The following is a 21,542-nucleotide window of genomic DNA, read 5'->3' on the forward strand; positions in this document are numbered from 1 at the left end:
CCAAACCAATAACAATATGGACGCAATAGAAACAACCGAATCCCTCTGGGACAACTACGCCGCATCATTGGCGGCATCCGGCTACGATCCACGGACCAAGGACTTGCTTTCCTGGCTGGTGGCTACGGCCAAACAGGAAAAATGGACGCTCAAGCAAACCGCCGAGACTGTGGGGTATTCCCCCTCCACGCTTTCCAAACTCTTTTATGAGAGCCGTGAAGCCGCTCCGGACCAGGTAGTGAACAGCATTGCCAACTTCCGGCGCAGGTACAACAACAAGACGTGGGTTGCGGGCATCCCATTTGTTGATACGGACATATTCCGCAAAATCAGCCAGGCTTTTGAATACTCCGTGGAGTACCAGGAGATTGTCAGCTTGGTGGGGAACCCGCAAATTGGCAAAACCTGGGCCTGCGAAGAATACAAACGCCGCAAGGATATTGCTGACCGTCAAGCCGGTTGCGACACCAGCCGTGTGGTGCTGGTGCGCATACCTACGTCCCCCTCCGCCTTGCGTGTCGTGAACCTGATTGCCCGTGAATTGGACCTTGGGCAAAACCTGCGCTATGAAAAGATGGTGGATCGCATCAAGCAGACGGTTACTCCGGCCCATCTCCTGATTTTCGATGAAGTGCACCAAGTGTGCATGACCGGAGCGCGGGGCCTCAAAACCATAGAAACCTTGCGGGAAATCTATGATGAAACGCATTGCGGCATGGCTCTGGTAGGTACGGACGTATGGGGGAAGACCCTTTCCGGCCAGTCCAAAAACGGGCAAGTGAAATGGCATGGGATGCCTGCGAGCTGGGAAGGTGTGTTAAGCCAGACCATCCTGCGCGGCATCAATATCTACTTGCCCAAGAACATCACCTATGCCGACCAGCAGCGCGTCTGGCAGGCGTTCGGCTTGCCGGACCCTGACCCGGCCACGCTCAAAATCGTGCAGAAAATGGTCAAGCAGTACGGCCTGGGACGTTATACCAAGCGCATGCGTTCCGGAGCCACGACCGCCCGCAAGGCCGGCAAGGAATTTACGTGGGGCTATTTTGTAGCCGTTCACAAGCAACTGGAAAAACTGGCCACTGCCTCCTGACCATGCCCGCTCCTTTATATATTGCCCTGATCCGGTATGCCAACGGCTCGCTGGACATCCGCACCTACATCACCCCCGCCACCATGCAGGCAGACAGCAAATGCGCCCGCATCGTGGTGGATTGGGAAGAAAGGAACAAACTAAAGAATATCATCCGCACGGGCCAGGACTGGCCCGTGAACATCCCCGCAGACCAACGGGAAGCCATGCTGGGCAAGCTTAACCGCCTGATCGCCCTGCATGATGATCAAGAATCATAACCCACACCACTATGCAAAAAGACAACGACAAGAAAAAAGGTGCCGTCCGCACCATCGCAATACCATCGGAAACGCTCGCCGCCATACGGATTGGCGGCGACATGCTGAAACTGGCTGATGCCATCGTCAAGGCCGTTAAGTTATGGGGGCCGGTTGGCACCACTGATGCGCTCGACTTGGGAGACCTTCAACAACATCTTGGCAACGCGTACACCGTACTGGGACGGTTACTCAAGGATGTGATCACTCTGAAAGAGGCGATGACCAACCAGGAGGGAAACCAATGAAAGACTTATTTACAGCTACCTCTGAGGAGAGTGAGATCATTGAGCGCATCGCCAATCGGGCCATCGCTCTCTATCGCAAGTACGGTAACACAGAGCTCGATGAGGTGGATATCATGATGGACCTGATGGCATGCCACTGTAACGGATGCCCTCTGAGGCTTTCCGAGATGGAGCAGGCCGATGATTTTAATCTAATGCACGATGTCACGGGTATCAACGCTCATATTAACCGCTACTCAGGCAAGCTGGAGAGGTGTTTTCTCCCCCGGTTTGCCGATATGGAGAGGAGGGCCAGCCGTCATGCCTGATCCTATGGCCTACGATCCCAATACTCTGGCCTTTCTCATTGGCCTTCAACTCAACCGATTCCCGGATGCTTGCTACCACTGGGAGGTCTACGATCCACGCTGGCCGGGCATGATCGCCATCCGCCTGGAGCAGCTCGGTGAGCGCTACATCCCTGTAGATGGAGAGCTGTTCTTGGAGTGGCTCAGCACCACGCCAGACCTCACCTGGCAGCATGTCGTGGACATGCTGACCAAGAAAAGAAAGCAACTTAACAAGAGACATGCAAATAACAATGTACAACAATAAATACAAGTGCCCTCATTGCGGCAAGCTCAGGCCCGTCGATCCGTCAACCTATAAGGTCGGTGATGTGGTCTACGTCAACCGGACCACTCAGACAACGACCAAGTCCGCCGACCGGATCAGGATATCGTGTAGAGTCTCTGGTTATGATGGGGTTATTGAGCGGATATTGTCAGAGGGTAAGGCCGTGGTACGGAGAGGATTCAAAGGGTACGGCCGACTCTGTGTCGTGCCCATTGCCGATCTTACTCTAGACGGTGCTCCTAGTGTGGGCGCTTACGCCCTGATAGGGCAGTGCCAATGTAACAACTCCCAACCTCAAAACACAGACCACAATGGGCAAGACACGCACAACGACTAAGGCCACGGATCAGAAAGTGATCAAGGACCGGGTCGATTTCATCAAGACCCTGGACGACATCGCTCGCAAGGGCGTCGAGCTGGACACCTTGCAGGCGGCCAAGGAGACCGCCTTGCAGCAGGTTCTCACGGATCATGACCCCGGTATCAGCGATCTGACCACGGAGATTAACAGTCTCGTCAAGATGGCCGAGCAATGGGCCTCTCCTCGTCGTGAGGAGTTATTCCCCAAGGGCCGCAAGTCCGGGACGACAGCCTTGACCACCTACGGCTACCGCCTGGGGCAGCCCTCCCTCAAGCCCGCCAAGGGCTGGACCTGGGACAAGATTGTCGCCCTGCTCAAGACTACACGCCGCAAGGCGTACCTGGTCACCAAGGTGACTCCTGACAAGGATGCGATCCGCCAGCATGTCAAGCCTCACAAGCTCGCCAAGCTGGGGCTTAAAATTGAGCAGGTAGAGACATTTTTTGTAGAGAGGAGCACCAAGAGCGATGACCGAGATTGAGGTAGTCTACATTGATAGCCATGTCGTCCTGACTGTTACAACCGGGTCAGTACGCGGTGCAAGCACCGCCACGCTGATCCACCTGACTCCCGCACAGCGGGACCAGTTGGTCAATGATTTACAACATCCCAAGCAACAATCCGATCATGAGCAATAAGCCACTCACCAAGCGACAGATCACCGTGCTGTCCATCATGGCCGGCAAAGCTTACAAGCGCATCCAGTCCCAGGGCTGCCCCCTTCCTCCCTTGGCGGAGTGGAGACATCAGGAGGTGTGGTACGCCACCGGGATCACCGAGTCGCTGACCCAGTGTTGTCAAGAGCACTACGTGCCTATCTATAATAGGCTGGCAGCCTACCTGGGCGATGCTCCCATTAAGGACCGTACCTGGTCGGAGATGGGCAAGGTCATCCACAACCTGCGCGATGCCATGCAGCGCTATGAGACAGCGCCGGACTATCTGGCGGCTATTGTGCGCGACCAACTGCATCTATCCTGCACAGGTCGGACAGTGTACAATACCCTGCGAGATCATGCTGCCGTGGAGCATGTCCAGCACCTGATGTACACCATCATCAACCGGGGCCGGGCGGATGCCCGCAAACTGGCCTCCGAGACCGGCCAAGAGACCTACGAACCGCATGCTGATCCGCGCACGATGCCGCCCGGCAAGCTGGCCGATCATGTCGGGGCTGTCCCTCTTGAGCGCCACCGCTCAGCTCTGGAGGCTACCTGGGATATGACCGCCCGCAAGTACAACCAGGGGAGGTGCAATCATGAGTAATCCTGGCTATCCGCTCACCTGGCCGGAGGCTCTTAGAGCTGCCAAGGAGGGAGCCATGATTGAGTCTGCCTGCTTATCTCAATCGGATGGATACCGCATTATGGCAGTATTCAGCCCATCCAAGGGGGTGCTAGTCGATCATATTTGGCAGGACTGGGTTATTGACATCGGCAGTAACGAGGTCCGATCTGGATGGCGTATCGTCCCACAGGAGGAGGTGCAGTAGGACTGATCATGGTCCGACCATTGATAGACCATGACGCTCTTATACAATTCAGGCCGCCAGGTTGTTCCTGGCGGCCTTTTTCATTTCAATCATCATCTTCCTCTCTCCTGATCACAATCCACACGTTGTCGAGTACATCCCTCACCCAGCATGTTGTTTTGGCCCCTTCACGAGTTGCCCACATCAACACGACAGCGGTATCATGGAGATGGTAAATTTGAGGGGCCTTTTTCCTCCGATCTTCTGGAGAGATAACGGTAATGGAGCCGTACAATGGTATGCAATATGTAGATGTACACATGCGGGAATCCTATCATGATTATTTTCCACGATGCTTGATAATTTGCATTCCTGACGCCGATTTTTTCCACACTGTCTTTCCCTGATCACCCGACGCTTGCACCCCTTGATTTTCCTAGCGTTCACCCTTATTCACCCCAAATTCACCCCTTTCCACCCTTCACTGATAACGATCATCCGCAAGGAGTGCGTAACTCTTCCTAAAAATGAAAAGCTCTCCAGGCTTGTTTGGTCTGGAGAGCTTTTTTTCGGGTTTTGTTGTTTATTTTTCAGCCGGGGGCTGCCGGTTCAGATCGAGTTCTGCGGGAGGGAGGGACTGGAGCAGGGTCAGAATGGGGTCCTGCGGTGCGGCGCCCGCTTCCCGCTGGCGTTTGAATTCCTCCTCTTCCTGCTGGAGGGCCGCCAGTTTGGTATCTTCCACCAGCGCCTTGAATTTGTCCGCCTGGGAGTATTCTCCATCCGTATCCCGGAAGACGCGGGCCAGCCAGCGGCGTTTTTCTTCCGTGCTGAGCAGGGGCTCTTTCATGGGCTGGGGAGGGTGTTTTTATCCAGCAGGTTTCCTGCAAGCTGTTCCCCATCCGCGGTGGGGCGGTAGACGTAAGGGCGGCTGTCCCCGAAGCGGTTGATGTATCCCTGTGCAATGAGGTCCTGCAGGATGTTGGTAACGGTATTGGGATGCAAGCGCGTGGCTTCCGTAATGGTACTGTGGCGCCTGTATCCGGCAATGACGGCCAGGATGACCTGGGCGCTGCTGAGGCGGAAGTCCAGCCTGCGGACGTTGGAGGCGAATATCTGTATGAAGTCCAGGGCTTTCATGAGCTTGTATTCACAAGTTGTTGTTATGTTGCTGCCTTGTTATTCTCCTGTTATTCACATTCCTCCGGGCAGGCGGGCGACTTGATTTTCCTCAGCAGGTCCAGCAGGGGGTGGGAGTCGTTGGAGAAGCTCTGCACCGCATTGACGGTTGCCGCCTGCGGGAGAATGATTTTATGGAATTCCTGGTGAAGATTCTGGCGAAGGCTCTGGTTGCCCGTCAGGGGCATGGCAAGCTTTTCTGCCAGGCGGGTAGCCAGCGCGTCCATGAAGAGGGGATCGAATTGTTCGGCGTCTTCAATGTCGGCTATGTAGCTCATGGGCAGCGGCGCGCGGGAGGCGTGGATGCGCCTTCCCTGCATTTTCCATTCCGTGCATTCCACATCCAGCACGCGCAGGCAGTCCGCAGGCAGGGTGAATTGATAGGGTGTCAGGGAGTTGGGCGCCTGGGCGGAGACGGAGTCCAGCGTGGTTTGCGTGGTGGCGAAGGTCCAGCGCGCCATGCAGAGGGTTTCCCTCCGTGCCGGGTGGTAATGAAGAACGCAGAGACGGGATGCCGTGGATTCATTGGCAATCAGCGCGTCCAGCGGAGCCTCCCCTATTTTGGAGAGCGCCGCGTTGCAGATGTCCAGCGCGGAGGGAGTGTCCGGCTGAAGTAAGGATTCATTGATCATAACGCCACATGTTTGGCGGAAACGGATGCGGAATGCATCACGTTTGGGAACACCCTCTTTGATGCCACCGGTGGCACGTATGCGCCCGGTTTTTCCCCGGATGCATTTTCCTCCAATTCATCTATTTGATAAATGCATGCACCTTCCCGGGCAATTCCGGGCAGGTGAGGAGACCGCCCTTTTCCTCCGCGGGGAGCGAACACTCCCGCCGCATGGATCGTCCGTGCGGCAGGCGGAAGGGGCCATCAGTATAAACCATGCATAGAAAGTAAAAGAGATTATGGGATTCATGAAACCGTCCACTCCTTCCACTCCAGCTCCGGAGCAGACCATCCCGGTCAAGGCGGAGAGCGTGGGAGAGGAAGTGGGAGAAGATTATCAGGCCCGGGAGCGGCAGAGGCAGGGGATGATTTCCACCATTCTGGCGCGCCGCAATTCTTCCGCCGGGCAGGGAGAGGTCAATCCCCGGACCCTGCTTAGGAAAACCCTGGGATAGGCACCGCCATGGAAGAGAGAGTTGCGGAGCTGAATTCCGTGTACAAGTCCCTGGCCGCCCAGCGCGCGCCGTGGGAGACGTGGTGGGACCGCCTGAGGGATTACGTGCTGCCCCGCCGCCTGAACCGGGAAGGGGAGGTTTCCCTCCCCACCAGGGACGCCATGGACCGCATGACGGATACCACTGCCGTGGAGGCGTGCCAGAAGCTGGCCAGCGGCCATATGTCCTACATTACGCCCAGCCATGACGTGTGGTTCAAGTGGTCGGCTCCGGACGACCGGGGAGGGGACGAGGCGGAGGCCTGGTACAATCAGTGTTCGGAGATTGCCCTGAAGGAGCTGTCCGTTTCCAATTTCTATACGGAGATCCATGAGTGTTTTCTGGACCGCGTGGCTTTGGGGACCGGCAGTTTGTTTACGGGAACTTCCTCGGACGGAAGGCTGCTGTTCACCAATATTCCGTGCGGTCAGTTCGCCTGTGCGGAGAATGCGGAAGGCCGGGTGGATACCTACGTCAGGGAGTTTACCTATACCGCCCACCAGGCGCGTTCCATGTTCGGCATGAAGGCCCTGGGGCCCAGGGCGCGGGAGGTGTTGGAACGCGGCGGCAATCCGTACGCCATGTCCCTGAGGTTTCTGCATGTGGTGCGTCCGCGCACCCGCCGCAGCCGCCGCAGGGAGCAGGCCGCCCACATGCCGTTTGAAAGCGTGTATCTGTCCCTAGACGACCAGGTGATCGTGGAGGAGGGGGGATATATGGAGTTTCCCTACCTGGTAACCCGGTTTTTGAAGTGGGGCAGCGGTCCGTACGGCCTCGCGCCCGGCAGGCTGGTGTTTCCCGCCATCCAGCAGGTTCAGTTCCTGAACCGCATTCTGGACACGCTGGGGGAGGTGGCCGCCTTCCCACGCATTCTGGAGCTCGCCAACCAGATTGGGGAGGTGGACCTGCGGGCCGGCGGCAGAACCGTCATTACCCCGGAGGCCGCCTCCCTCCACCTTCCGCGGGAGTGGGCCACGCAGGGCAGGTATGACGTCGGGATGGACCGTCTGGCGCAGAAGCAGGACGCCATCCGGCGCGCCTATTACCTGCCCATGCTGGAGCTTTGGAGCGGCCACCGCGGCAGCATGACCGCCACGGAGGTGATGGCCCGGGAGAACGAGCGCGTGCTGATGTTTTCCCCGTCCTTCACGCTGTTTGTGAGTGATCTGTATTCCACCATGACGCGCATTTTCTCCCTGCTGTTCCGCATGGGCAAGTTTCCCAGGCCTCCCCGCGCCGTTCTGCGGGAGGGGAGGGACGGCTCCATTGCCGTCGGAGAGCCCAGGGTGGTGTACCAGTCAAAGATTGCGCTGGTGCTCAGGCGCTTGCAGAGCGAGGGGATGGACCGCAGCCTTCAGCGCCTGAATATGATGATGCAGGCCGCTCCGGATTTGGCGGATCATGTGGACTGGGACCATTGCTTCCGCCTGTCCACCCGTGTGGACGGCGCTCCGGAGAGCATGCTGAGGCCCTGGGCCGATGTCCAGGCCATGCGGAAGGAACGGGCGGACCGCCAGCAGGGGGCCGCACAGGCTCCGGCGGAAGAGGAGCCGTACGCTTCCCTCAATCCCTTGCTTGACCAGTTAACCACGATTCAGGAATGAACCAGGATACGACATTGCAGCAGGAGGCCTCCGTCCGGGAGGCCAGTCTCAGAAGGCGCCAGCTTTTCCGGGTGTTTGACACTCCGGACGGGCGGGAGGCGCTGTCCTTTCTGGAAGCCCGCTTCCAGACTGATTTGCCCGTTTTTCAAGGCAGCCCGGGGAGTTATGACCCCCTGGACGCCATGAGGCGCGATGCCTACAGGGAGGTTTTCCTGTACATCCGCCGTCAAGTTCAGTTAGCCATTAAAGAATCCACAGCAGAAGAAAAGAATGATTGATTCCATTGATAATAATATGGCCGCTCCCTCCGGGGAGGCGGATTTTTCCGGAGCAGTTTTCCCGGAGGCGGAAGCGTTGACAGAAGCCGCGGCTCAAGCCGTGCCTCTTCCTTCCCTTTTGGGGGAGGACGGCGGTTTTGTTCCGGATTGGTATGCCCGGTTTGATGAGTTGAAGGGGATGGAGAAGTCCCTTTCCAAGTTCAAGACGCCGGAAGCGCTGGCGAAGAGTTATGCGGAGCTGGAGCGCCTGCGGCATTATCCCGGCGTGGAGAATGAGGAGCAGATGGCTCGGTTCCGCCGTCTGGCCGGCTTGCCGGAATCGGAGGAAGATTACCGCCTGGAACGTCCGGAGTCCACGCCGGAAAGCGAGTGGAATGCAGGGCTCGCAGAACGCATGGCCCGCACGGCCTACCGTTACGGCGTACCGCCGGAAGCCATGAACGCTCTCCAGGAAACGATGGCCCAGGCATATGAGGAGGCCCGGGAACAGATGGCGGATTCCCGGATGGAGATGGAAACGCAGGCGGAACAGTCCCTGCAGCAGGAATGGGGCGCCAATTATGAGCGCAACATGGGCAGGGCTACCGCCGCACTCCAGCGGCTTGCGTCCGAGACGGGAGTGGATGTGGATGCCCTGCTTGACAATCCGGGGCTAGGGTCCAATCCGGACGTCATCCGCCTGCTGTACCAGGCCTCACGCCTGCTTGATGAAGCTCCTCTTCATCATTCGGGGGCCGCAACGCCCTCCCCGGCAGAGGAAGCCATGCGCATGGAGTCGGATCCCTCCCATCCGCTTTATGAGGCGTATATGAATGTGAACCATCCCAATCACAGATACGCCAATGAGTTATACGACCGTTTGACTTCCCGGTAGCCGTCCGGGCCGTTTCAGCAACGGAATTGGTTGAAAAGCAAGCCCGGCGGGAGAATTCTTCCGCCGGGCTTTTAATGGTCATTATTTCATCAGGGAAGGAGGGTCAAGGGCTGGGGCCTTCATCTGCCTTCATACCTTTAGCGTCCCGAAACAGGGCTTGCGTTCAAAAAAAGTTGGAAAAATATTTTTTTCCGTATGGATGGAGGAGGGAGGAAGATATGACTTATACCTTTTACCGTAAGTAGGTATGGATAGTATTTCCACACTTATTTTTATTCAGGCAGCTTCCATCAATTTTTACACAAACCGTCCGTTGATGCTGGCATTTTTCAACAGGCGCCAGACCGCATCATCCCATTCATCAGGGAGGGGCAATAAAAAATCCCGTCCGGAAAGGGACGGGATTTTAAGAAGATGGTACGCGGTATAGGATTTGAACCTACGACCTCCACCATGTCAAGGTGTTGCTCTACCACTGAGCTAACCGCGCGTTTTGGAAGTGCGGGCGGATTATTACCCGATTAAGGCGGAAAGAGCAATACTTTTTTTGAAAGCGGTCCATTTTGTGAAAGGGGGAGGAAGCATTCCTGCCGGGAGGAAGACGCTGATTTTTCTTCCTATGCGGTGTATTTTTGCTAATTTGGGAAGAACATTTCACAAGTATGATGAACAGACATTTTATTTTTGCGTTGTGCGCCGTCTTGGGATTCAGCGTTTCCGGCGTTTCCATGGCCCAGAGCACTCCCGCGGACAAGGAAGCCGCCGCCAAGGCCGCCAAGGCGGCGAAGGTGAAATTCCGCTGGGGCAAGAGCCTGAAGAGCGCCCAGAAGCAGGCGGAGGAAACCGGCCTTCCCATCGTCCTTCTTTTTACGGGAACGTCCTGGTGCGGCTACTGCATTAAGCTGGAGAAGGAAATCCTTTCCAAGAAGGAATTCAAGCAGGGCATGGACGGCGTGGCTATCGGCGTCAAGTTCGAGTTCGGCAGTTCTGATTTCAGCAAGTCCAAGGAAGCCAAGACGTATAGAATCACCGGCGTTCCGGCCATGGTCGTGGTGGACGCGGAGGGCAAGGAACTGGGCCGCACGGGTTATATTCCCGGCCAGACTCCTGTCCAGTACGTTGAATTTTTCAAGAAGTACGCGCCCAAGACTGCGGAGGCCAAGTAACGTATTTGTTCCGGATCGGAACGTTTTCAGCAGGAGCGGCGGCAGAACAACCGTCGCTCCTGCCGTGTTTTGGGAAGAAAGATGAGAAATTTCCCCTACACTGTTTTTGATGGCGCAAGTTCAAAAGAAGCTCCATGAAATTATGACAAACGCATATTGAATGAAGGATTTGCCCATCCGGTCCTACCTGCATGCCTGAATTTACAAACGCATTTAGTGGATTGAAGGAAGGCCGGATGCTTACCCATGACGAATTGGTAAGGGCCATCCGGTTCATGATTGCTGCGGAATATGAATCTATTCAGATTTATACCCAGCTTGCCGCATCCATTGACCACAAATTGGCCCAGGAAGTTCTTTGGGATATTTCCAATGAAGAAAAGGAACACGCGGGCGAATTCCTCCGCCTTCTTCAAGTGCTGGCCCCGGACGAACAGGGCTTCTACGATGAAGGGATGGGTGAAACCAATGAAAAGATCGACAAATTGAAGGCGTCCTGCCCGGACGGCAAATGCAGTTCCCAAGCCGCCCATTAAAGGGCTTTCCAGCCGCCACTGCAAGACGCCCGGTTTTTTCCACGAAGAATCCGGGCGTTTTCTCATGCCGCGCATGTGTCCCGGCTCGCCTCTTTCATTTCATGCCGACAGTGGGGAAAGTCCCGCAGCGGGAAAATTGAGGAGGGAAAAACTGCCGTTTCCTCCTATGGAAAAAAGCCGGAATGCGATGCTGGATTCCTTAGACCGTTTTCAATGGAAAAAGTTCAAAGAATGTCGCGAAAAATATATGACAAAAACATTTTGAATACATTAGTGGTGATTTGAGTCATACCTGCATGCCTGAATTTACAAATGCATTTAGTGGACAAAAAGAAGACCGGATGCTTACCCATGACGAATTGGTAAGGGCCATCCGGTTCATGATTGCTGCGGAATATGAGGCCATCCAGCTTTATACCCAGCTTGCGGAATCCATCGATAACAAGCTTGCGCAGGAAGTCCTTTTGGACATTTCCAATGAAGAAAAGGAACACGCGGGCGAATTCCTCCGCCTCCTTCAAGTGCTGGCCCCGGATGAACAGGGCTTCTACGATGAAGGGATGGGTGAAACCAATGAAAAGATCGACAAATTGAAGGCGTCCTGCCCGGACGGCAAATGCAGTTCCCAGGCCGCTCATTGACGGAATCTTCCGTCTGATTAAAATGCCCGGTTTCCCTCCATGGGTGACCGGGCATTTTAATGATGCCGGGCTTTTGCTTCCAGCTCGGCCCCGTGGCGGGCGCAGAAGGCAATGCAGCGTTCACAGGGGCGGGAGGCGTAGTAGGCGGCGGTTCTTTCTCCGGGGCGCGCCGTCTCCGCCGCCAGGCGTTCCGGAGACAATCCCAGCAGTTCCCGGCAGTAAAGCGTGCCGAATTCCTGCTTGAAGGAGGCGGCCAGTGATTGGACCAGGGAAAAGATTTTTTCCTTTTCTCCGGTTTCCGGAGAGCTGTTTCCATACAGGCTCCCCGCCAGCATGCTCAGTCCGCAAAAAGCGCCGCATACCTCCCGCATGCGTCCGATGCCCGCTCCCAGGGGGGAGGAGAGCTTCAGGGCCGTTTCCTCCGTCAGGCCGCAGACGTCTGCAAAAGCCGCAAAGACGGACTGGGAACAGTTGTATCCCTGGTGGAAATAATCCAGCGCCTGGGCTGCCCGGTCTTCCTTGGAACCGTTCATGGGAAAAAGGTTTTCTTTTACTACTCCTTTTCAGCGGGAGCGTCCGCTGCGGCGTCTTCCGGTTTTTTGCGGTCCGTCAGGCGCAGCATGAGGATGTAGCAGACGGCCAGCACCAGCACGGCCAGAATAAGGGGAAGGCTTTCGCTCTTGACGGTGGAAATCAGCTCCTCCGGGGACTTGAGCAGTTCCGGATGCCGTTCCCCGATGCGGTGGCCGTACCAGGCGAGCACCGTGCACCAGACAAACGCGCCGAGCACGGTGACCAGGGAAAAGACGCCGAAGCCCATGCGGACAATGCCCGCGGGAATGGAGATCAGGTGGCGGATGACGGGCAGAAGGCGGGCGAAGAAAACGCCTGACACCTCATACCGCTGGAGGAAGACTTCCGCCTTTTCCACCTTGTTGGGCGGCATGAAAAAGAATTTGCCCCAGCGCATGATGACCGGGCGCCCCACGATACGGGCTACGGCGTAGGTAATGGCGGATCCCAGCCAGGAGCCGAACGTTCCGGCAACCACCACCCCCCAGAAGCTCATGGATGCTCCATCCTGGGTGGACAGAATGGCCGCAGGCGGGATGACTACCTCACTGGGGACGGGGAAAATGGAGCTTTCCATGGCCATCAGGACGATGACGCCCGCATATCCCCAGTCCTGCACCCAGGACATCCAAAGTGAGATCAACTCATGCATAACGGCGCGTATCTTGCATTAAAATCCTTGAAAGAAAAGTCTTTTATTGCACCTTGGAAAAGGGGCTGGTAAGGTTGGAAGGCATACGGCGCGCGCCGTTGCAGAGAGTGATGAAGCTTTATATGATAGCAGGCGAGAAGAGCGGGGACATTCACGGAGCCCTGCTGTTGAAGAATCTGCTGCGCCTGATGCCCGGCATGGAGGTCAGGGGGCTGGGCGGCCACGGCATGCATGCGTTATGCCCCGGCGTGGAGGATTGGGCGGATGAAGCCGCCGTCATCGGCGTGGTGGAGGTGCTCAAGAAGTACGGGTGGTTCAGGAAGCGTTTTCTCTCCATTCTGGAGCGGATACGGCAGGACCAGCCGGACTGCCTCATTCTGATCGACTACCCGGGATTCAACCTGCGTCTGGCGGAGAAGGTCCGCAAGTGCTGCCCGCATACCAAAATCATTTATTTTATCTCCCCGCAGGTATGGGCATGGCACCGCGGCCGCATTCCCAAGATGGTGCGCATGCTGGACCTGATGATGTGCATCTTCCCCTTTGAGGCTCCCTTGTTCCAGGAAGCCGGGCTGAAAACGGAGTTCGTAGGGCACCCCCTGGTGGACGAGATTGCTTCCATCCGGAAGGATGACGTCCGGGAGGCGTCCCTGGTTGGTCTCTTTCCCGGCAGCCGGAACCGTGAGATTGACAGGCATTTCCCGGTGTTGATAGAGGTGGTCCGCCGCCTTTCCGGGGAACGGCCGGAGCTGTCTTTTGAAACCGCAGCTTCCACGGAGGCGCTTGCAGAAAGAATGCGCGGCATGGCGCAGAAGGCCGGCATGCCGCCGGAGCTGTTCCACATTACAGTGGGGGGCTATCATGAACTGATGGACCGCGCCACCGTGGGCGTGGTGGCTTCCGGCACCGCCACGATGGAGGCCGCCTTGCACCGGCTTCCGTACATGCTGGTGTACAAGGTTCCCCTGCTGACGTACTGGATGGCGCGCATGCTTATTAAAATACGCTTCATCGGCATGGTGAACATTCTGGCGCAGAAGCCCGTAGTCAAGGAGCTGATCCAGTTTGATTTTACGCCGGACAAGGTGATTGAGGAAATAGAACGCCTGCTGGTTCCGGAAAACAGGGATGCCCTGCTGGCGGAAATGAAGCAGGCCTCCGACAAGCTGGGGCAGGGCGGAGCGGCGGAACACGCGGCCCAGGCCGTCTGCCGTCTGCTGAAGGAGTAATGCTCCGGTTTTTTGACGATTTGAACCGGGAAGAATTGCGCCGGCCGTTTTATTGATGGAAACGGGTTCGCAACCGGGATGGGGAAAATACATCCGTGGCCGTTGTCCGGTGAAATGCCGGTTCCGTTTTTCCATTCTGTCTCCCGGTCCGGACCAGGGGATTTGTTGCCGTGAATTCCCGGTGAACGTTCCTTTTGGAATCGGGAGTAGTTTTTCAGGCAGAGAAATCCTTCTGTGGAATGTTCATGCTCGTTCTGCCGGGCGCAGCATTTAAAGCTATTTCCGGGCCGGAGAGGCCCCTTGAAAGGAATAAAAGAAAAGCGCCGGGCGAACCCGGCGCTTCTGTTGTGTTTTACGTTGGCAGCAAGTGTGTCACAACCGGGACTCAAACCACTCCCTGGTCGATCATGGAATCCGCCACCTTCACGAAGCCGGCAATGTTGGCGCCGGTGACGTAGTTGGTGAAGGATTTGTCGGAAGAGTATTCCTGGGCGTGGGCCAGGGCGTTCGCGTGGATGTTGGCCATGATGCTCTTCAGCTTGTGGTCCACTTCCTCCCGCGTCCAGGAGAGGCGCTGGCTGTTCTGGGACATTTCCAGACCGGAGGTGGCCACGCCGCCGGCGTTGGCGGCCTTGGCCGGGCCGTACAGGATTTTGGCGGCCAGGTAGGTTTCAATGCCTTCCAGGTCCGTGGGCATGTTGGCGCCTTCCGCCACCAGGGTACAGCCGTTCTTGATGAGGGTGCGGGCGTCTTCTCCGTTGATTTCGTTCTGCGTGGCGGAGGGGAAGGCGCAGTCGCACGGAACGCTCCAGGGACGCTGGCCTTCAAAGTACTGCGCCTTCGGGAACTGCTTCACGTATTCCGCAATGCGGCCGCGGCGATTGTTCTTGAGTTCCATGACCCAGGCCAGTTTTTCCGGGGAAATGCCGTCCGGATCGTAAATGTAGCCGTTGGAGTCGGACATCGTGACGGGCTTCGCGCCCAGTTCATTGAGTTTTTCCACCGTGTACTGGGCCACGTTGCCGGAGCCGGACACCAGGCAAACCTTGCCCTGCAAATCGTCGTTGCGGGTGGCGAGCATGTTCTGGGCGAAGTACACGCAGCCGTAGCCGGTGGCTTCCGGACGGATGAGGGAACCGCCCCAGTTCAGGCTCTTGCCGGTGAGAACGCCGGTGAATTCATTGCGGATTCTCTTGTACTGGCCGAAGAGGTAGCCGATCTCGCGGCCGCCCACGCCGATGTCCCCGGCGGGAACGTCCGTATCCGCGCCGATGTGGCGCTGGAGTTCCGTCATGAAGCTCTGGCAGAAGCGCATCACTTCATTATCGCTCTTGCCCTTGGGGTCGAAGTCGGAGCCTCCCTTGCCGCCGCCCATGGGCAGGGTGGTGAGGGAGTTCTTGAAAACCTGTTCAAAGCCCAGGAACTTCAGAATGCCGAGGTTCACGCTGGGGTGGAAGCGGAGGCCGCCCTTGTACGGCCCGATGGCGCTGTTGAATTCCACACGGTACCCGCGGTTCACCTGAACCTTCCCCCGGTCGTCGATCCACGGCACGCGGAACAGGATGGTTCTTTCCGGTTCCACGATCCGTTCCAGAATCGCGTGGTCTTCATACTTGGAATTCGCGGCCAGAACCGGCTCAATCGTGTTGAGCACTTCCTGAACGGCCTGGATGAATTCTTTTTCGTGGCTGTTCCTGGTTTTCACCAAGTCGAGCACGCGCTGGGAATATGTCTGTGCCATCTTCTCTGTTGTTGTATTTGGGTTGACGCTTCACGCGCGGTTTTTCGCACGCGCTTTTCGTTTATCATTCCGCGGCGCGGACTGGCAATCATTTTTTTCCCCGGAAAGTGTAAAGGGTCAGCAGGAAAATAGAAAATATCTTTTCATGTTGTAATTTGTAAACTGACCCCTATGGACGATGGATATTCGTTCATACGGCATATTCCGGGGGATGGAAACCGGAGGATATACCTGGTAATCCGGCTTCTTTTTCCCCGGAGGCGGATTTTGAATCCGGTGTCAATAAGGAATGAATGAAAAAGAAAAAGTTATCAGGAAACGCCGCTGTGCCACAGACGGAATTCGCCTGTGATGAATGGACGGGACATTTTTTATAAACAGGCGGTTTTCTGCGTCTTGCGTGATTGTCCGGATTCAAAATCCTTAAACTGGCCTCCATTGTCAGAATAGTCAAAAACCATGAAGAAAACATTATTCCTGCTTATTTCCGGAGGGGCTTTTTCCATCGCCCAAGCGGCTTCCGTTTTTGTGGACGTGTACAGGGATGGCCCAGGAAGGGACGGCATGAACCAGTACACTTCCAATGCTGCGGCTGTTCTCCCCTTGGCGGACGCTTCCGGAAGCGATACTCCCTACACGCTTAAAATCGTTAAAAGCGCCGGGAATTTCTTTAACACGGAGCTTTCCGCCGTAACTCCCGGGGAGGGTGACCCTGCCTATTACGCCTATTACCAGAACAAGGCGGCGATGACGGATCTGGTCAATACCCTCGGTTCTTTTGATTACGGTGCGCTGTCTTCCTACATGGCTCCCGGCGCCGGAGGCTCCACCACATCCTCCATTCAATTGGGGGGGCTGACGGTGGGAGACACGGTGACATTTTACATGTTCATTTCCAGTACCGTGGCCGCTCCGGGGGCCACTACCGTGACCGGGGGCACCGGCACCTTTGAATACGCGGCAACGGACGGGACCGGTTTTTCGTCCACGCCTTCCTTCGCCAACGGCAAGCTGACCCTGGTCAAATGGACAGGGGAGGCGACGGCGGATACTCTTGATTTCCGTATCGGAGGGCAGAAAGCCGGGGTTGCGGCCATGGCGTTTTCAGTTGTTCCGGAACCGGCTGCGGCATCCATGGGATTGCTTGGCCTGGCCGCTATGCTGGTGCGCCGGCGCAGGGCATAACATCGTTCGCTCCGGCGTTCTTTATCCTGTCACGGGGTGATGTCCGGAGGGACGGCATGGTTCCCTCCCTCCGGATTTTTCCATGTGACGGGCCGGGAGAAGCTTCTTTTGGACGCTCCCGCAGGGAAAAATCAGGCGGTCAGGCGTTCGATCCATGCCCGCGTCTTCAAGTCCGTTTCCGCCATCTTCTTGGCCCGGTGGAGCAGGGTGCCCATGGATTTGGGAATGCCCATGTGCAGGCGGTTGCTGATCCAGGCGTACGGAACCAGCGTGCTTTGCCGGATGGCCAGGGCAATGATGAGCTTGGACGGATGGCTGTAGGGCGTGACGAGCAAGTCCTCCTCCGAGAGCCCGAACGCCTTCAGGCCGTTTTTCACAATGATCTCCGCCTGGTATTCCCCTATTTCCGAGGCGCGCATGCCCGTCGTGACGGGCTTTCTGCGCGCCAGCCGGGGAAGTTCGCCCACCAGCCTGGCGCGAAAGGCGCTGGAGCCGTAGCACCAGCCCCGCTGGACGGTGCCGGGGCCCACATGGCCGGCGGGGAGCAGGGAGCGTTCGTCCATGCGTTCCGCTTCAAAGCGGCCCATCAGGTGGTTGAGGTACTTCTGGCGGCCGTCGTCCGTGTCGTCGCAGCCAAAGCAGACGAGGCCGCGCTCCGGATGAATCCACTTGGGCCTTTTGGCGGGCGCGTCCAGCCATGCGGGCAGGCTGGTCCATTTGCAGCCGGAAAGGAACGTGTGGCGGCGTGCCAGGCCGGACCGCGCCGGATTCAGATGGATATAGTCGATGATGGTGGAAAAATAGTGGGCGTTTTCCGCTTCCACCACCATGGCGTGGTACCTGCCCGCAAACAGGTGGCCCCGCATGCGGTGGCGCGCGTTGAAACGCTGGGTGTAGGCAGTCTGGAGCCATTTCATGCCGTCCACCAGGTTCGCGCGCGCGGTCTGGAAGAGAATGTGGTAGTGGTTGGCCATCAGGGCATAGGCGTACACGGTCCAGCCGCTTCTGCGGGCCGCCTCCTGGAAAGTGCGCAGAAAGGTTTCCCTGTCTTCGTCGTCCAGGTAAATGGCGTCTCCGCGGTTGCCCTCGCTCTGCACGTGATAGACCGCTCCAGGGTATTCTATTCTCAGGGTACGGCTCATGCCGGAAGCGTACCGGATGAGGTCAAAAATGCAAGTTTGTTGTTATTTTTAACCTGACCCCTATTGCGAAAAAAGAGGGTGGAAAAAATGCGTTTTTAAGCGGGTCCGTGTTTTCGGAAAGGGAGAGCCCGCCTCCGGTGAACGCCGGACAGGATGCTGCTGGGAAAGACCGGGAAGCCCTTTGCCCGGATGGCAGCGGCGCAGCCATGCCGGCGTTTCCCCGTCTTTTTTCATGAAAGGTCTGCGGAGGAATGAGGCGCCGGAGAAGGCCGCGGTGTTTTATTCCCTGAATTCCGTCGGGAGCGCCGCATGCCAATGCGGCGACGGAAAAGAAAAAGGGAGCCAGCGGACGAAGAGAAAAGAGAAGGCTTCCTTTGAATTAACGGAGAGGGTTGCCTTTGTCCGTGTATTTTTTAAGAGCCCCAGGGGCCTGGTGCGCTTCCCGCGGGTCTTCCCGGAACCAGGGCGCGGCCCGGAAAACGCCTCTCCTATTGCAGCTTTTCCCGCCGCATGATTTCGGAGAGCACCAGGTAAAGGTCCGTCTTGTTGACCACTCCCAGCAGCAGATCGTTGTTCGGGTTCACCAGCGCCAGGGATTCCGAGCAGTGGGGGCGCGAGAAGATGCCCAGAGCTTCCGGAAGGTGCATGTCCGCGGGAAGCGTGGGCATGTCGCTGCGCAGCACGTCCATGGCCAGGACGGCCTGGGCCAGTTCCTTGTTGCGGGCGAAGGCCGCCACATCTTCCGCTACCACGCTGCCCAGGTATTTGCCCGCCGGGGAGGTGACGAAGATGGGCTGCGCCGGGTTCTTGATGAGCATGGAGGCAATCGTGCCGAATTTATCCAGCGGGTGGACCACGGGCGGGTCCTTGCGCGCCACGTCCTGGAGCTGCACCTGGGCCAGGGGCTTGTCAAAGGTGCTTCTGGGTCCGAAGGCCAGGGAATCATGGTACATGGACTGGGCCTTGGTGAGCCTCGCCATGCCGTAGGAGACCAGAACGCCGATGATCAGGGGGAACATCATGTGCCCGGCCATGGTGAATTCCACTACCAGCACCAGGGAGGTGATGGGGGCGTTGGCCGCTGTGGTGAAGAAGGCGGCCATGCCCACCAGGGAATAGGCGATGGCATGGTCCCCCGGAACTCCGAGCTGGGTGAGCGCCGCGCTGAACAGGAAGCCGCAGACGCTCCCGATGGTCAGGCTGGGCGTCAGGGCGCCCCCCACCGTACCCACGCCGAAGACGATGGCGACGGTGAAGATTTTCAGGAATAGCAGGATGCCGGCCCTCGTGGCGTCAAATTCATAATGAATGAGGGAGGTGATGATGTTTTTGCCGTTCCCCACGATTTCCGGGTAAAAGATGGCGATGACGCCCACCAGCATCCCTGCGGCCATCAGGCGCACGGGAAGCCACTGGCGCTTCCCGTTCAGGTACTGGCGCGATTTTTTGAGGATCAGGAGCCAGAAGCTGGCGACCAGGGAGGCCAGCGCGCCCAGCAGAACGCACCAGAGCACATGCTGGTTGCCCGTCAGGGACACTTCCTGCTGGAGCTGGTAGATGGGGGCCGGTTCATGGAACAGGCCCATGGTGAAGTATCCGGCGCAGCTCGCCACCAGCAGGGGGGCGAGAAAGTCAATGGTCAGCGCGCCCAGCACGATTTCACTCACGAACAGGCCGCCGGCCAGGGGCGTATGGAAGGCGGAGGACATGCCGGAGGCGGCGGCGCAGGCAACCACCAGGCGCAGGCGCGGGGCGGAGAGATGGAAGAAGCGGCCCAGGGCGGACCCCACCACGGCGGCGGCCTGCACCAGCGGGCCTTCACGGCCGATGGAGGCGCCGGAACCTACGGAGAAAACGGCGGACAGGGAGCGCAGCAGGCTGGGCTTGGGCGGCACATAGCCGTTGCCCAGCGCCACGGCTTCCATGTATTCCGTGGCCTTGGCCGGGACAAAGCGGTGGGTGAAGAGAAGGGTGAGGCCGGCCAGCAGGCCGCCCGCCGCCGGAACGAAGATGCACCAGGCCCAGTCCTGGCTGGCCATTTCCTGAAAGACCTGGATTTGCTTGTAGCTGGTGCGTCCCGTCAGGACGTCCTGCACCAGTTCCACCCCCATTTCAAAAACAAGGGCCGTCAGGGCGCCCAGCGCGCCGACGACGACTGCCCAGATGAAGATGACTTGCTTGTCACCCAGCTTGACCTTTTCACGCAGGCTCAGCGCCATGCGCAGCCATGACCATGAAATGCGCGTCTTCGCCGCAGGCTGGTTCTTCTTGTCCGTCATTGCAGGGCGTGTTGAAGGGACGCCAGCAGGCTGGCTTCGTCTCCCGTCCATTCCCCGTTGGGGCCCAGGGGAGCGTTTTTATGCCACCGCAGCAACTTCTGCATGGTGGTCAGGTAGCCGGTCACCATGGCGGTGGGAACGCCCAGCATCACGATGAGGTGGGCATTGCGTGCGTCATCCGGCCAGAGGACGCCTTCCGGACTGATGCCTACGGTGACTTGCATGGAGTCCAGCGCGCTGGTGCGCCCGTGGGGGACGGCCAGGCCGTGGTCCAGATAGGTGGTTTGCGTTTCCTCGCGCAGAAGGACCGCATTCTTGATGTGCCTTAGCTGACGTTCGTCAAGGACTTCCGCCATGGAATCCGTCAAGGTTTCCAGAGCCTGTTCCTGAGTGGTTGCGGGCTGGAACGTGCGTACGTGAATTTGAAGATTGTCTGCCACCGGGTCTGCTAAAGGCTTTTGGCTTTTAATTCTATGAAGGGAACCATGATTATCAAGGAAATTCTGGCCTGCGTACGGGGAAGGAGGCTTTCCCTGTGAATTGGGGCGGACAAAAAGGACCCCTGCGCCTTTCCGACGCGGCTTTTTTGACACAAACGCGGCGGAACGGCCTGTTTTTAGGCTTTCTCTTCCGCGGGAATGAAGCTACCCTGCCGCCATGATGCAGGATTCAGAGGTCATCAAACTCGTCAAGCCCGTGCCTTCCGACCGCCTGGCGACCCAGGTGCTGGTGATGTGGTACAATACGGTGCGCCCCAAGTGGAAGAAACCGCTGGATCTGGCCATCACCGCCTTTTTTGTGCTGATGACGCTGTACTCCTTCTCCCTGCGCCCGCTGCCCATATTCGCGTGGCTGTCCCTGGCCGGGGCGCTGATGGCGATCATCCTGTCCTGGTTCTATGTTCCCTTTCTGGCGAAGGCCGCCCTGGCCGCGAACAAGAAGGTGCCCATGTACCATCAGGAAAAGGATTACGTCTTCCATGAGGATTACATGACTTTCTCCAGCAAGGACGTCGAGCCCATGAATATCCCCTACGACCGCTTCACTACCCTGTGCAAGACGCGCCACGCCCTGCTGTTCCTGTTCGGCAAGAAGCTGGTGCTGTGGCTGCCGCTCAAGCTCATGAGCACGGATCAATTGGAAAGCATCATGCGCCGGTTCCGGAACCACGGCGTGGAAGTCCGGGATATTTCCTGAGGCGGAAAGCCGTTC

The 21,542-nt window shown here is 57.7% G+C and carries 26 protein-coding genes and 1 tRNA gene; 17 read left to right on the plus strand and 10 right to left on the minus strand.

The features are described 5' to 3' along the window. Positions 1 to 16: 16 nt before the first annotated feature. From J5W70_RS10250 to J5W70_RS10280, 7 genes are all read left to right on the plus strand, one after another. Positions 17 to 1,093: an AAA family ATPase gene (locus J5W70_RS10250; RefSeq protein WP_022398024.1), complete on the plus strand. Its 1,077-nt coding sequence runs from the start codon at positions 17 to 19 to the stop codon at positions 1,091 to 1,093. Positions 1,094 to 1,095: 2 nt separating this feature from the next. Next, positions 1,096 to 1,353: a hypothetical protein gene (locus tag J5W70_RS10255; RefSeq protein ID WP_022398023.1), complete on the plus strand. Its 258-nt coding sequence runs from the start codon at positions 1,096 to 1,098 to the stop codon at positions 1,351 to 1,353. An 11-nt stretch (positions 1,354 to 1,364) separates the two neighbouring features. Continuing rightward, the gene (locus J5W70_RS10260; RefSeq protein WP_022398022.1) at positions 1,365 to 1,640 is read left to right on the plus strand and encodes a hypothetical protein; all 276 of its coding nucleotides are present in this window, start codon (positions 1,365 to 1,367) and stop codon (positions 1,638 to 1,640) included. After that, positions 1,637 to 1,948, plus strand: a complete 312-nt coding sequence (locus J5W70_RS10265) for a DUF6874 family protein (RefSeq protein WP_022398021.1) — start codon at positions 1,637 to 1,639, stop codon at positions 1,946 to 1,948. The genes J5W70_RS10260 and J5W70_RS10265 overlap by 4 nt, the downstream gene beginning before the upstream one ends. A gap of 4 nt (positions 1,949 to 1,952) precedes the next feature. Beyond that, on the plus strand, positions 1,953 to 2,234 hold the full coding sequence (locus tag J5W70_RS10270) for a hypothetical protein (protein WP_215832805.1): 282 nt from the start codon (positions 1,953 to 1,955) through the stop codon (positions 2,232 to 2,234). 332 nt (positions 2,235 to 2,566) lie between these two features. After that, a complete protein-coding gene (locus tag J5W70_RS10275; protein ID WP_022398018.1) occupies positions 2,567 to 3,097 on the plus strand; it encodes a host-nuclease inhibitor Gam family protein in 531 nt (176 codons plus the stop codon). A 113-nt stretch (positions 3,098 to 3,210) separates the two neighbouring features. Continuing rightward, positions 3,211 to 3,882, plus strand: coding sequence for a hypothetical protein (locus tag J5W70_RS10280; protein WP_022398016.1), 672 nt, complete (start codon positions 3,211 to 3,213; stop codon positions 3,880 to 3,882). Positions 3,883 to 4,670: 788 nt separating this feature from the next. Here the strand turns inward: J5W70_RS10280 and J5W70_RS10285 are convergent. Genes J5W70_RS10285 through J5W70_RS10295 form a run of 3 tightly spaced genes read right to left on the minus strand, consistent with a single transcriptional unit; the run spans position 4,671 to position 5,895 of the window. Continuing rightward, positions 4,671 to 4,934, minus strand: coding sequence for a hypothetical protein (locus J5W70_RS10285; RefSeq protein ID WP_022398015.1), 264 nt, complete (start codon positions 4,932 to 4,934; stop codon positions 4,671 to 4,673). Then, the gene (locus J5W70_RS10290) at positions 4,931 to 5,224 is read right to left on the minus strand and encodes a BlaI/MecI/CopY family transcriptional regulator (RefSeq protein ID WP_022398014.1); all 294 of its coding nucleotides are present in this window, start codon (positions 5,222 to 5,224) and stop codon (positions 4,931 to 4,933) included. Before J5W70_RS10290 ends, J5W70_RS10285 begins: the two co-directional genes overlap by 4 nt. Positions 5,225 to 5,274: 50 nt before the next feature. Beyond that, positions 5,275 to 5,895 carry a phage connector family protein gene (locus tag J5W70_RS10295; protein ID WP_022398013.1) on the minus strand — a complete coding sequence of 207 codons (621 nt, stop codon included), beginning with the start codon at positions 5,893 to 5,895 and terminating at the stop codon, positions 5,275 to 5,277. Positions 5,896 to 6,184: 289 nt separating this feature from the next. On the opposite strand from J5W70_RS10295, the gene J5W70_RS10300 reads away from it, so the two are divergent. The 4 genes from J5W70_RS10300 to J5W70_RS10315 are packed head-to-tail and all read left to right on the plus strand — an operon-like array spanning position 6,185 to position 9,186. Then, positions 6,185 to 6,391 (plus strand): hypothetical protein, encoded by a 207-nt coding sequence (locus tag J5W70_RS10300; protein ID WP_146018214.1) that lies wholly within the window; start codon positions 6,185 to 6,187, stop codon positions 6,389 to 6,391. 8 nt (positions 6,392 to 6,399) lie between these two features. Further along, positions 6,400 to 8,034 (plus strand): portal protein, encoded by a 1,635-nt coding sequence (locus J5W70_RS10305; RefSeq protein WP_022398011.1) that lies wholly within the window; start codon positions 6,400 to 6,402, stop codon positions 8,032 to 8,034. Then, positions 8,031 to 8,312 (plus strand): Bbp19 family protein, encoded by a 282-nt coding sequence (locus J5W70_RS10310; protein WP_022398010.1) that lies wholly within the window; start codon positions 8,031 to 8,033, stop codon positions 8,310 to 8,312. Before J5W70_RS10305 ends, J5W70_RS10310 begins: the two co-directional genes overlap by 4 nt. After that, on the plus strand, positions 8,305 to 9,186 hold the full coding sequence (locus tag J5W70_RS10315; protein WP_022398009.1) for a hypothetical protein: 882 nt from the start codon (positions 8,305 to 8,307) through the stop codon (positions 9,184 to 9,186). Before J5W70_RS10310 ends, J5W70_RS10315 begins: the two co-directional genes overlap by 8 nt. A 415-nt stretch (positions 9,187 to 9,601) precedes the next feature. On the opposite strand, the gene J5W70_RS10320 is transcribed toward J5W70_RS10315, so the two are convergent. Next, positions 9,602 to 9,676, minus strand: a tRNA-Val gene (locus J5W70_RS10320). 172 nt (positions 9,677 to 9,848) lie between these two features. Between J5W70_RS10320 and J5W70_RS10325 the strand changes: the two genes are divergently transcribed. The 3 genes from J5W70_RS10325 to J5W70_RS10335 all read left to right on the plus strand — a co-directional run bounded on the left by J5W70_RS10325 (position 9,849) and on the right by J5W70_RS10335 (position 11,529). Then, the gene (locus J5W70_RS10325; protein WP_022398008.1) at positions 9,849 to 10,352 is read left to right on the plus strand and encodes a thioredoxin family protein; all 504 of its coding nucleotides are present in this window, start codon (positions 9,849 to 9,851) and stop codon (positions 10,350 to 10,352) included. A gap of 191 nt (positions 10,353 to 10,543) precedes the next feature. Next, complete coding sequence (locus J5W70_RS10330) at positions 10,544 to 10,888, plus strand: ferritin family protein (RefSeq protein ID WP_022398007.1); 345 nt, start codon at positions 10,544 to 10,546, stop codon at positions 10,886 to 10,888. A gap of 296 nt (positions 10,889 to 11,184) precedes the next feature. Then, complete coding sequence (locus J5W70_RS10335) at positions 11,185 to 11,529, plus strand: ferritin family protein (RefSeq protein WP_102722244.1); 345 nt, start codon at positions 11,185 to 11,187, stop codon at positions 11,527 to 11,529. A 56-nt stretch (positions 11,530 to 11,585) separates the two neighbouring features. On the opposite strand, the gene J5W70_RS10340 is transcribed toward J5W70_RS10335, so the two are convergent. Then, positions 11,586 to 12,062 (minus strand): C-GCAxxG-C-C family protein, encoded by a 477-nt coding sequence (locus tag J5W70_RS10340; RefSeq protein ID WP_022398005.1) that lies wholly within the window; start codon positions 12,060 to 12,062, stop codon positions 11,586 to 11,588. 20 nt (positions 12,063 to 12,082) lie between these two features. Further along, the gene (locus tag J5W70_RS10345; RefSeq protein ID WP_022398004.1) at positions 12,083 to 12,754 is read right to left on the minus strand and encodes a DedA family protein; all 672 of its coding nucleotides are present in this window, start codon (positions 12,752 to 12,754) and stop codon (positions 12,083 to 12,085) included. A 122-nt stretch (positions 12,755 to 12,876) separates the two neighbouring features. Here J5W70_RS10345 and lpxB point away from each other — a divergent pair, with 122 nt between their 5' ends. Beyond that, positions 12,877 to 13,983: a lipid-A-disaccharide synthase gene (lpxB, locus tag J5W70_RS10350; RefSeq protein WP_257228274.1), complete on the plus strand. Its 1,107-nt coding sequence runs from the start codon at positions 12,877 to 12,879 to the stop codon at positions 13,981 to 13,983. A gap of 385 nt (positions 13,984 to 14,368) precedes the next feature. Here the strand turns inward: lpxB and gdhA are convergent, their stop codons facing one another. After that, on the minus strand, positions 14,369 to 15,724 hold the full coding sequence (gene gdhA, locus J5W70_RS10355; RefSeq protein WP_022398002.1) for an NADP-specific glutamate dehydrogenase: 1,356 nt from the start codon (positions 15,722 to 15,724) through the stop codon (positions 14,369 to 14,371). A 459-nt stretch (positions 15,725 to 16,183) separates the two neighbouring features. Here gdhA and J5W70_RS10360 point away from each other — a divergent pair, with 459 nt between their 5' ends. Further along, positions 16,184 to 16,909 carry a PEP-CTERM domain protein gene (locus tag J5W70_RS10360; protein WP_022398001.1) on the plus strand — a complete coding sequence of 242 codons (726 nt, stop codon included), beginning with the start codon at positions 16,184 to 16,186 and terminating at the stop codon, positions 16,907 to 16,909. A gap of 131 nt (positions 16,910 to 17,040) precedes the next feature. On the opposite strand, the gene J5W70_RS10365 is transcribed toward J5W70_RS10360, so the two are convergent. The 3 genes from J5W70_RS10365 to J5W70_RS10375 all read right to left on the minus strand — a co-directional run bounded on the left by J5W70_RS10365 (position 17,041) and on the right by J5W70_RS10375 (position 20,770). After that, positions 17,041 to 18,051: a transposase gene (locus tag J5W70_RS10365; protein WP_022398000.1), complete on the minus strand. Its 1,011-nt coding sequence runs from the start codon at positions 18,049 to 18,051 to the stop codon at positions 17,041 to 17,043. 488 nt (positions 18,052 to 18,539) lie between these two features. After that, positions 18,540 to 20,330, minus strand: coding sequence for a chloride channel protein (locus J5W70_RS10370; protein WP_022397999.1), 1,791 nt, complete (start codon positions 20,328 to 20,330; stop codon positions 18,540 to 18,542). Continuing rightward, positions 20,327 to 20,770, minus strand: a complete 444-nt coding sequence (locus J5W70_RS10375; RefSeq protein WP_180971054.1) for a PTS sugar transporter subunit IIA — start codon at positions 20,768 to 20,770, stop codon at positions 20,327 to 20,329. The genes J5W70_RS10370 and J5W70_RS10375 overlap by 4 nt, the downstream gene beginning before the upstream one ends. 217 nt (positions 20,771 to 20,987) lie before the next feature. On the opposite strand from J5W70_RS10375, the gene J5W70_RS10380 reads away from it, so the two are divergent. Next, entirely contained in the window at positions 20,988 to 21,527 is a 540-nt protein-coding gene (locus J5W70_RS10380; protein WP_022397997.1) for a YcxB family protein, read from the plus strand. Positions 21,528 to 21,542 lie beyond the last annotated feature (15 nt).

This window comes from Akkermansia massiliensis (assembly GCF_018847375.1).
Taxonomy (GTDB): Bacteria; Verrucomicrobiota; Verrucomicrobiia; order Verrucomicrobiales; family Akkermansiaceae; genus Akkermansia; species Akkermansia massiliensis.

Bases quoted from the DNA above. Each gene is read 5' to 3' on its own strand.
- J5W70_RS10360 (WP_022398001.1), top strand. From the start codon at position 16,184: ATGAAGAAAACATTATTCCTGCTTATTTCCGGAGGGGCTTTTTCCATC.
- J5W70_RS10315 (WP_022398009.1), top strand. From the start codon at position 8,305: ATGATTGATTCCATTGATAATAATATGGCCGCTCCCTCCGGGGAGGCG.
- J5W70_RS10335 (WP_102722244.1), top strand. From the start codon at position 11,185: ATGCCTGAATTTACAAATGCATTTAGTGGACAAAAAGAAGACCGGATG.
- J5W70_RS10340 (WP_022398005.1), bottom strand. From the start codon at position 12,062: ATGAACGGTTCCAAGGAAGACCGGGCAGCCCAGGCGCTGGATTATTTC.
- J5W70_RS10255 (WP_022398023.1), top strand. From the start codon at position 1,096: ATGCCCGCTCCTTTATATATTGCCCTGATCCGGTATGCCAACGGCTCG.
- J5W70_RS10290 (WP_022398014.1), bottom strand. From the start codon at position 5,224: ATGAAAGCCCTGGACTTCATACAGATATTCGCCTCCAACGTCCGCAGG.
- J5W70_RS10300 (WP_146018214.1), top strand. From the start codon at position 6,185: ATGAAACCGTCCACTCCTTCCACTCCAGCTCCGGAGCAGACCATCCCG.
- J5W70_RS10270 (WP_215832805.1), top strand. From the start codon at position 1,953: ATGGCCTACGATCCCAATACTCTGGCCTTTCTCATTGGCCTTCAACTC.
- J5W70_RS10310 (WP_022398010.1), top strand. From the start codon at position 8,031: ATGAACCAGGATACGACATTGCAGCAGGAGGCCTCCGTCCGGGAGGCC.
- J5W70_RS10365 (WP_022398000.1), bottom strand. From the start codon at position 18,051: ATGAGCCGTACCCTGAGAATAGAATACCCTGGAGCGGTCTATCACGTG.
- J5W70_RS10265 (WP_022398021.1), top strand. From the start codon at position 1,637: ATGAAAGACTTATTTACAGCTACCTCTGAGGAGAGTGAGATCATTGAG.
- J5W70_RS10345 (WP_022398004.1), bottom strand. From the start codon at position 12,754: ATGCATGAGTTGATCTCACTTTGGATGTCCTGGGTGCAGGACTGGGGA.
- J5W70_RS10325 (WP_022398008.1), top strand. From the start codon at position 9,849: ATGATGAACAGACATTTTATTTTTGCGTTGTGCGCCGTCTTGGGATTC.
- J5W70_RS10275 (WP_022398018.1), top strand. From the start codon at position 2,567: ATGGGCAAGACACGCACAACGACTAAGGCCACGGATCAGAAAGTGATC.
- J5W70_RS10305 (WP_022398011.1), top strand. From the start codon at position 6,400: ATGGAAGAGAGAGTTGCGGAGCTGAATTCCGTGTACAAGTCCCTGGCC.
- J5W70_RS10260 (WP_022398022.1), top strand. From the start codon at position 1,365: ATGCAAAAAGACAACGACAAGAAAAAAGGTGCCGTCCGCACCATCGCA.
- J5W70_RS10285 (WP_022398015.1), bottom strand. From the start codon at position 4,934: ATGAAAGAGCCCCTGCTCAGCACGGAAGAAAAACGCCGCTGGCTGGCC.
- J5W70_RS10280 (WP_022398016.1), top strand. From the start codon at position 3,211: ATGATTTACAACATCCCAAGCAACAATCCGATCATGAGCAATAAGCCA.
- J5W70_RS10295 (WP_022398013.1), bottom strand. From the start codon at position 5,895: ATGATCAATGAATCCTTACTTCAGCCGGACACTCCCTCCGCGCTGGAC.
- J5W70_RS10380 (WP_022397997.1), top strand. From the start codon at position 20,988: ATGATGCAGGATTCAGAGGTCATCAAACTCGTCAAGCCCGTGCCTTCC.
- gdhA (WP_022398002.1), bottom strand. From the start codon at position 15,724: ATGGCACAGACATATTCCCAGCGCGTGCTCGACTTGGTGAAAACCAGG.
- J5W70_RS10370 (WP_022397999.1), bottom strand. From the start codon at position 20,330: ATGACGGACAAGAAGAACCAGCCTGCGGCGAAGACGCGCATTTCATGG.
- J5W70_RS10250 (WP_022398024.1), top strand. From the start codon at position 17: ATGGACGCAATAGAAACAACCGAATCCCTCTGGGACAACTACGCCGCA.
- lpxB (WP_257228274.1), top strand. From the start codon at position 12,877: ATGATAGCAGGCGAGAAGAGCGGGGACATTCACGGAGCCCTGCTGTTG.
- J5W70_RS10330 (WP_022398007.1), top strand. From the start codon at position 10,544: ATGCCTGAATTTACAAACGCATTTAGTGGATTGAAGGAAGGCCGGATG.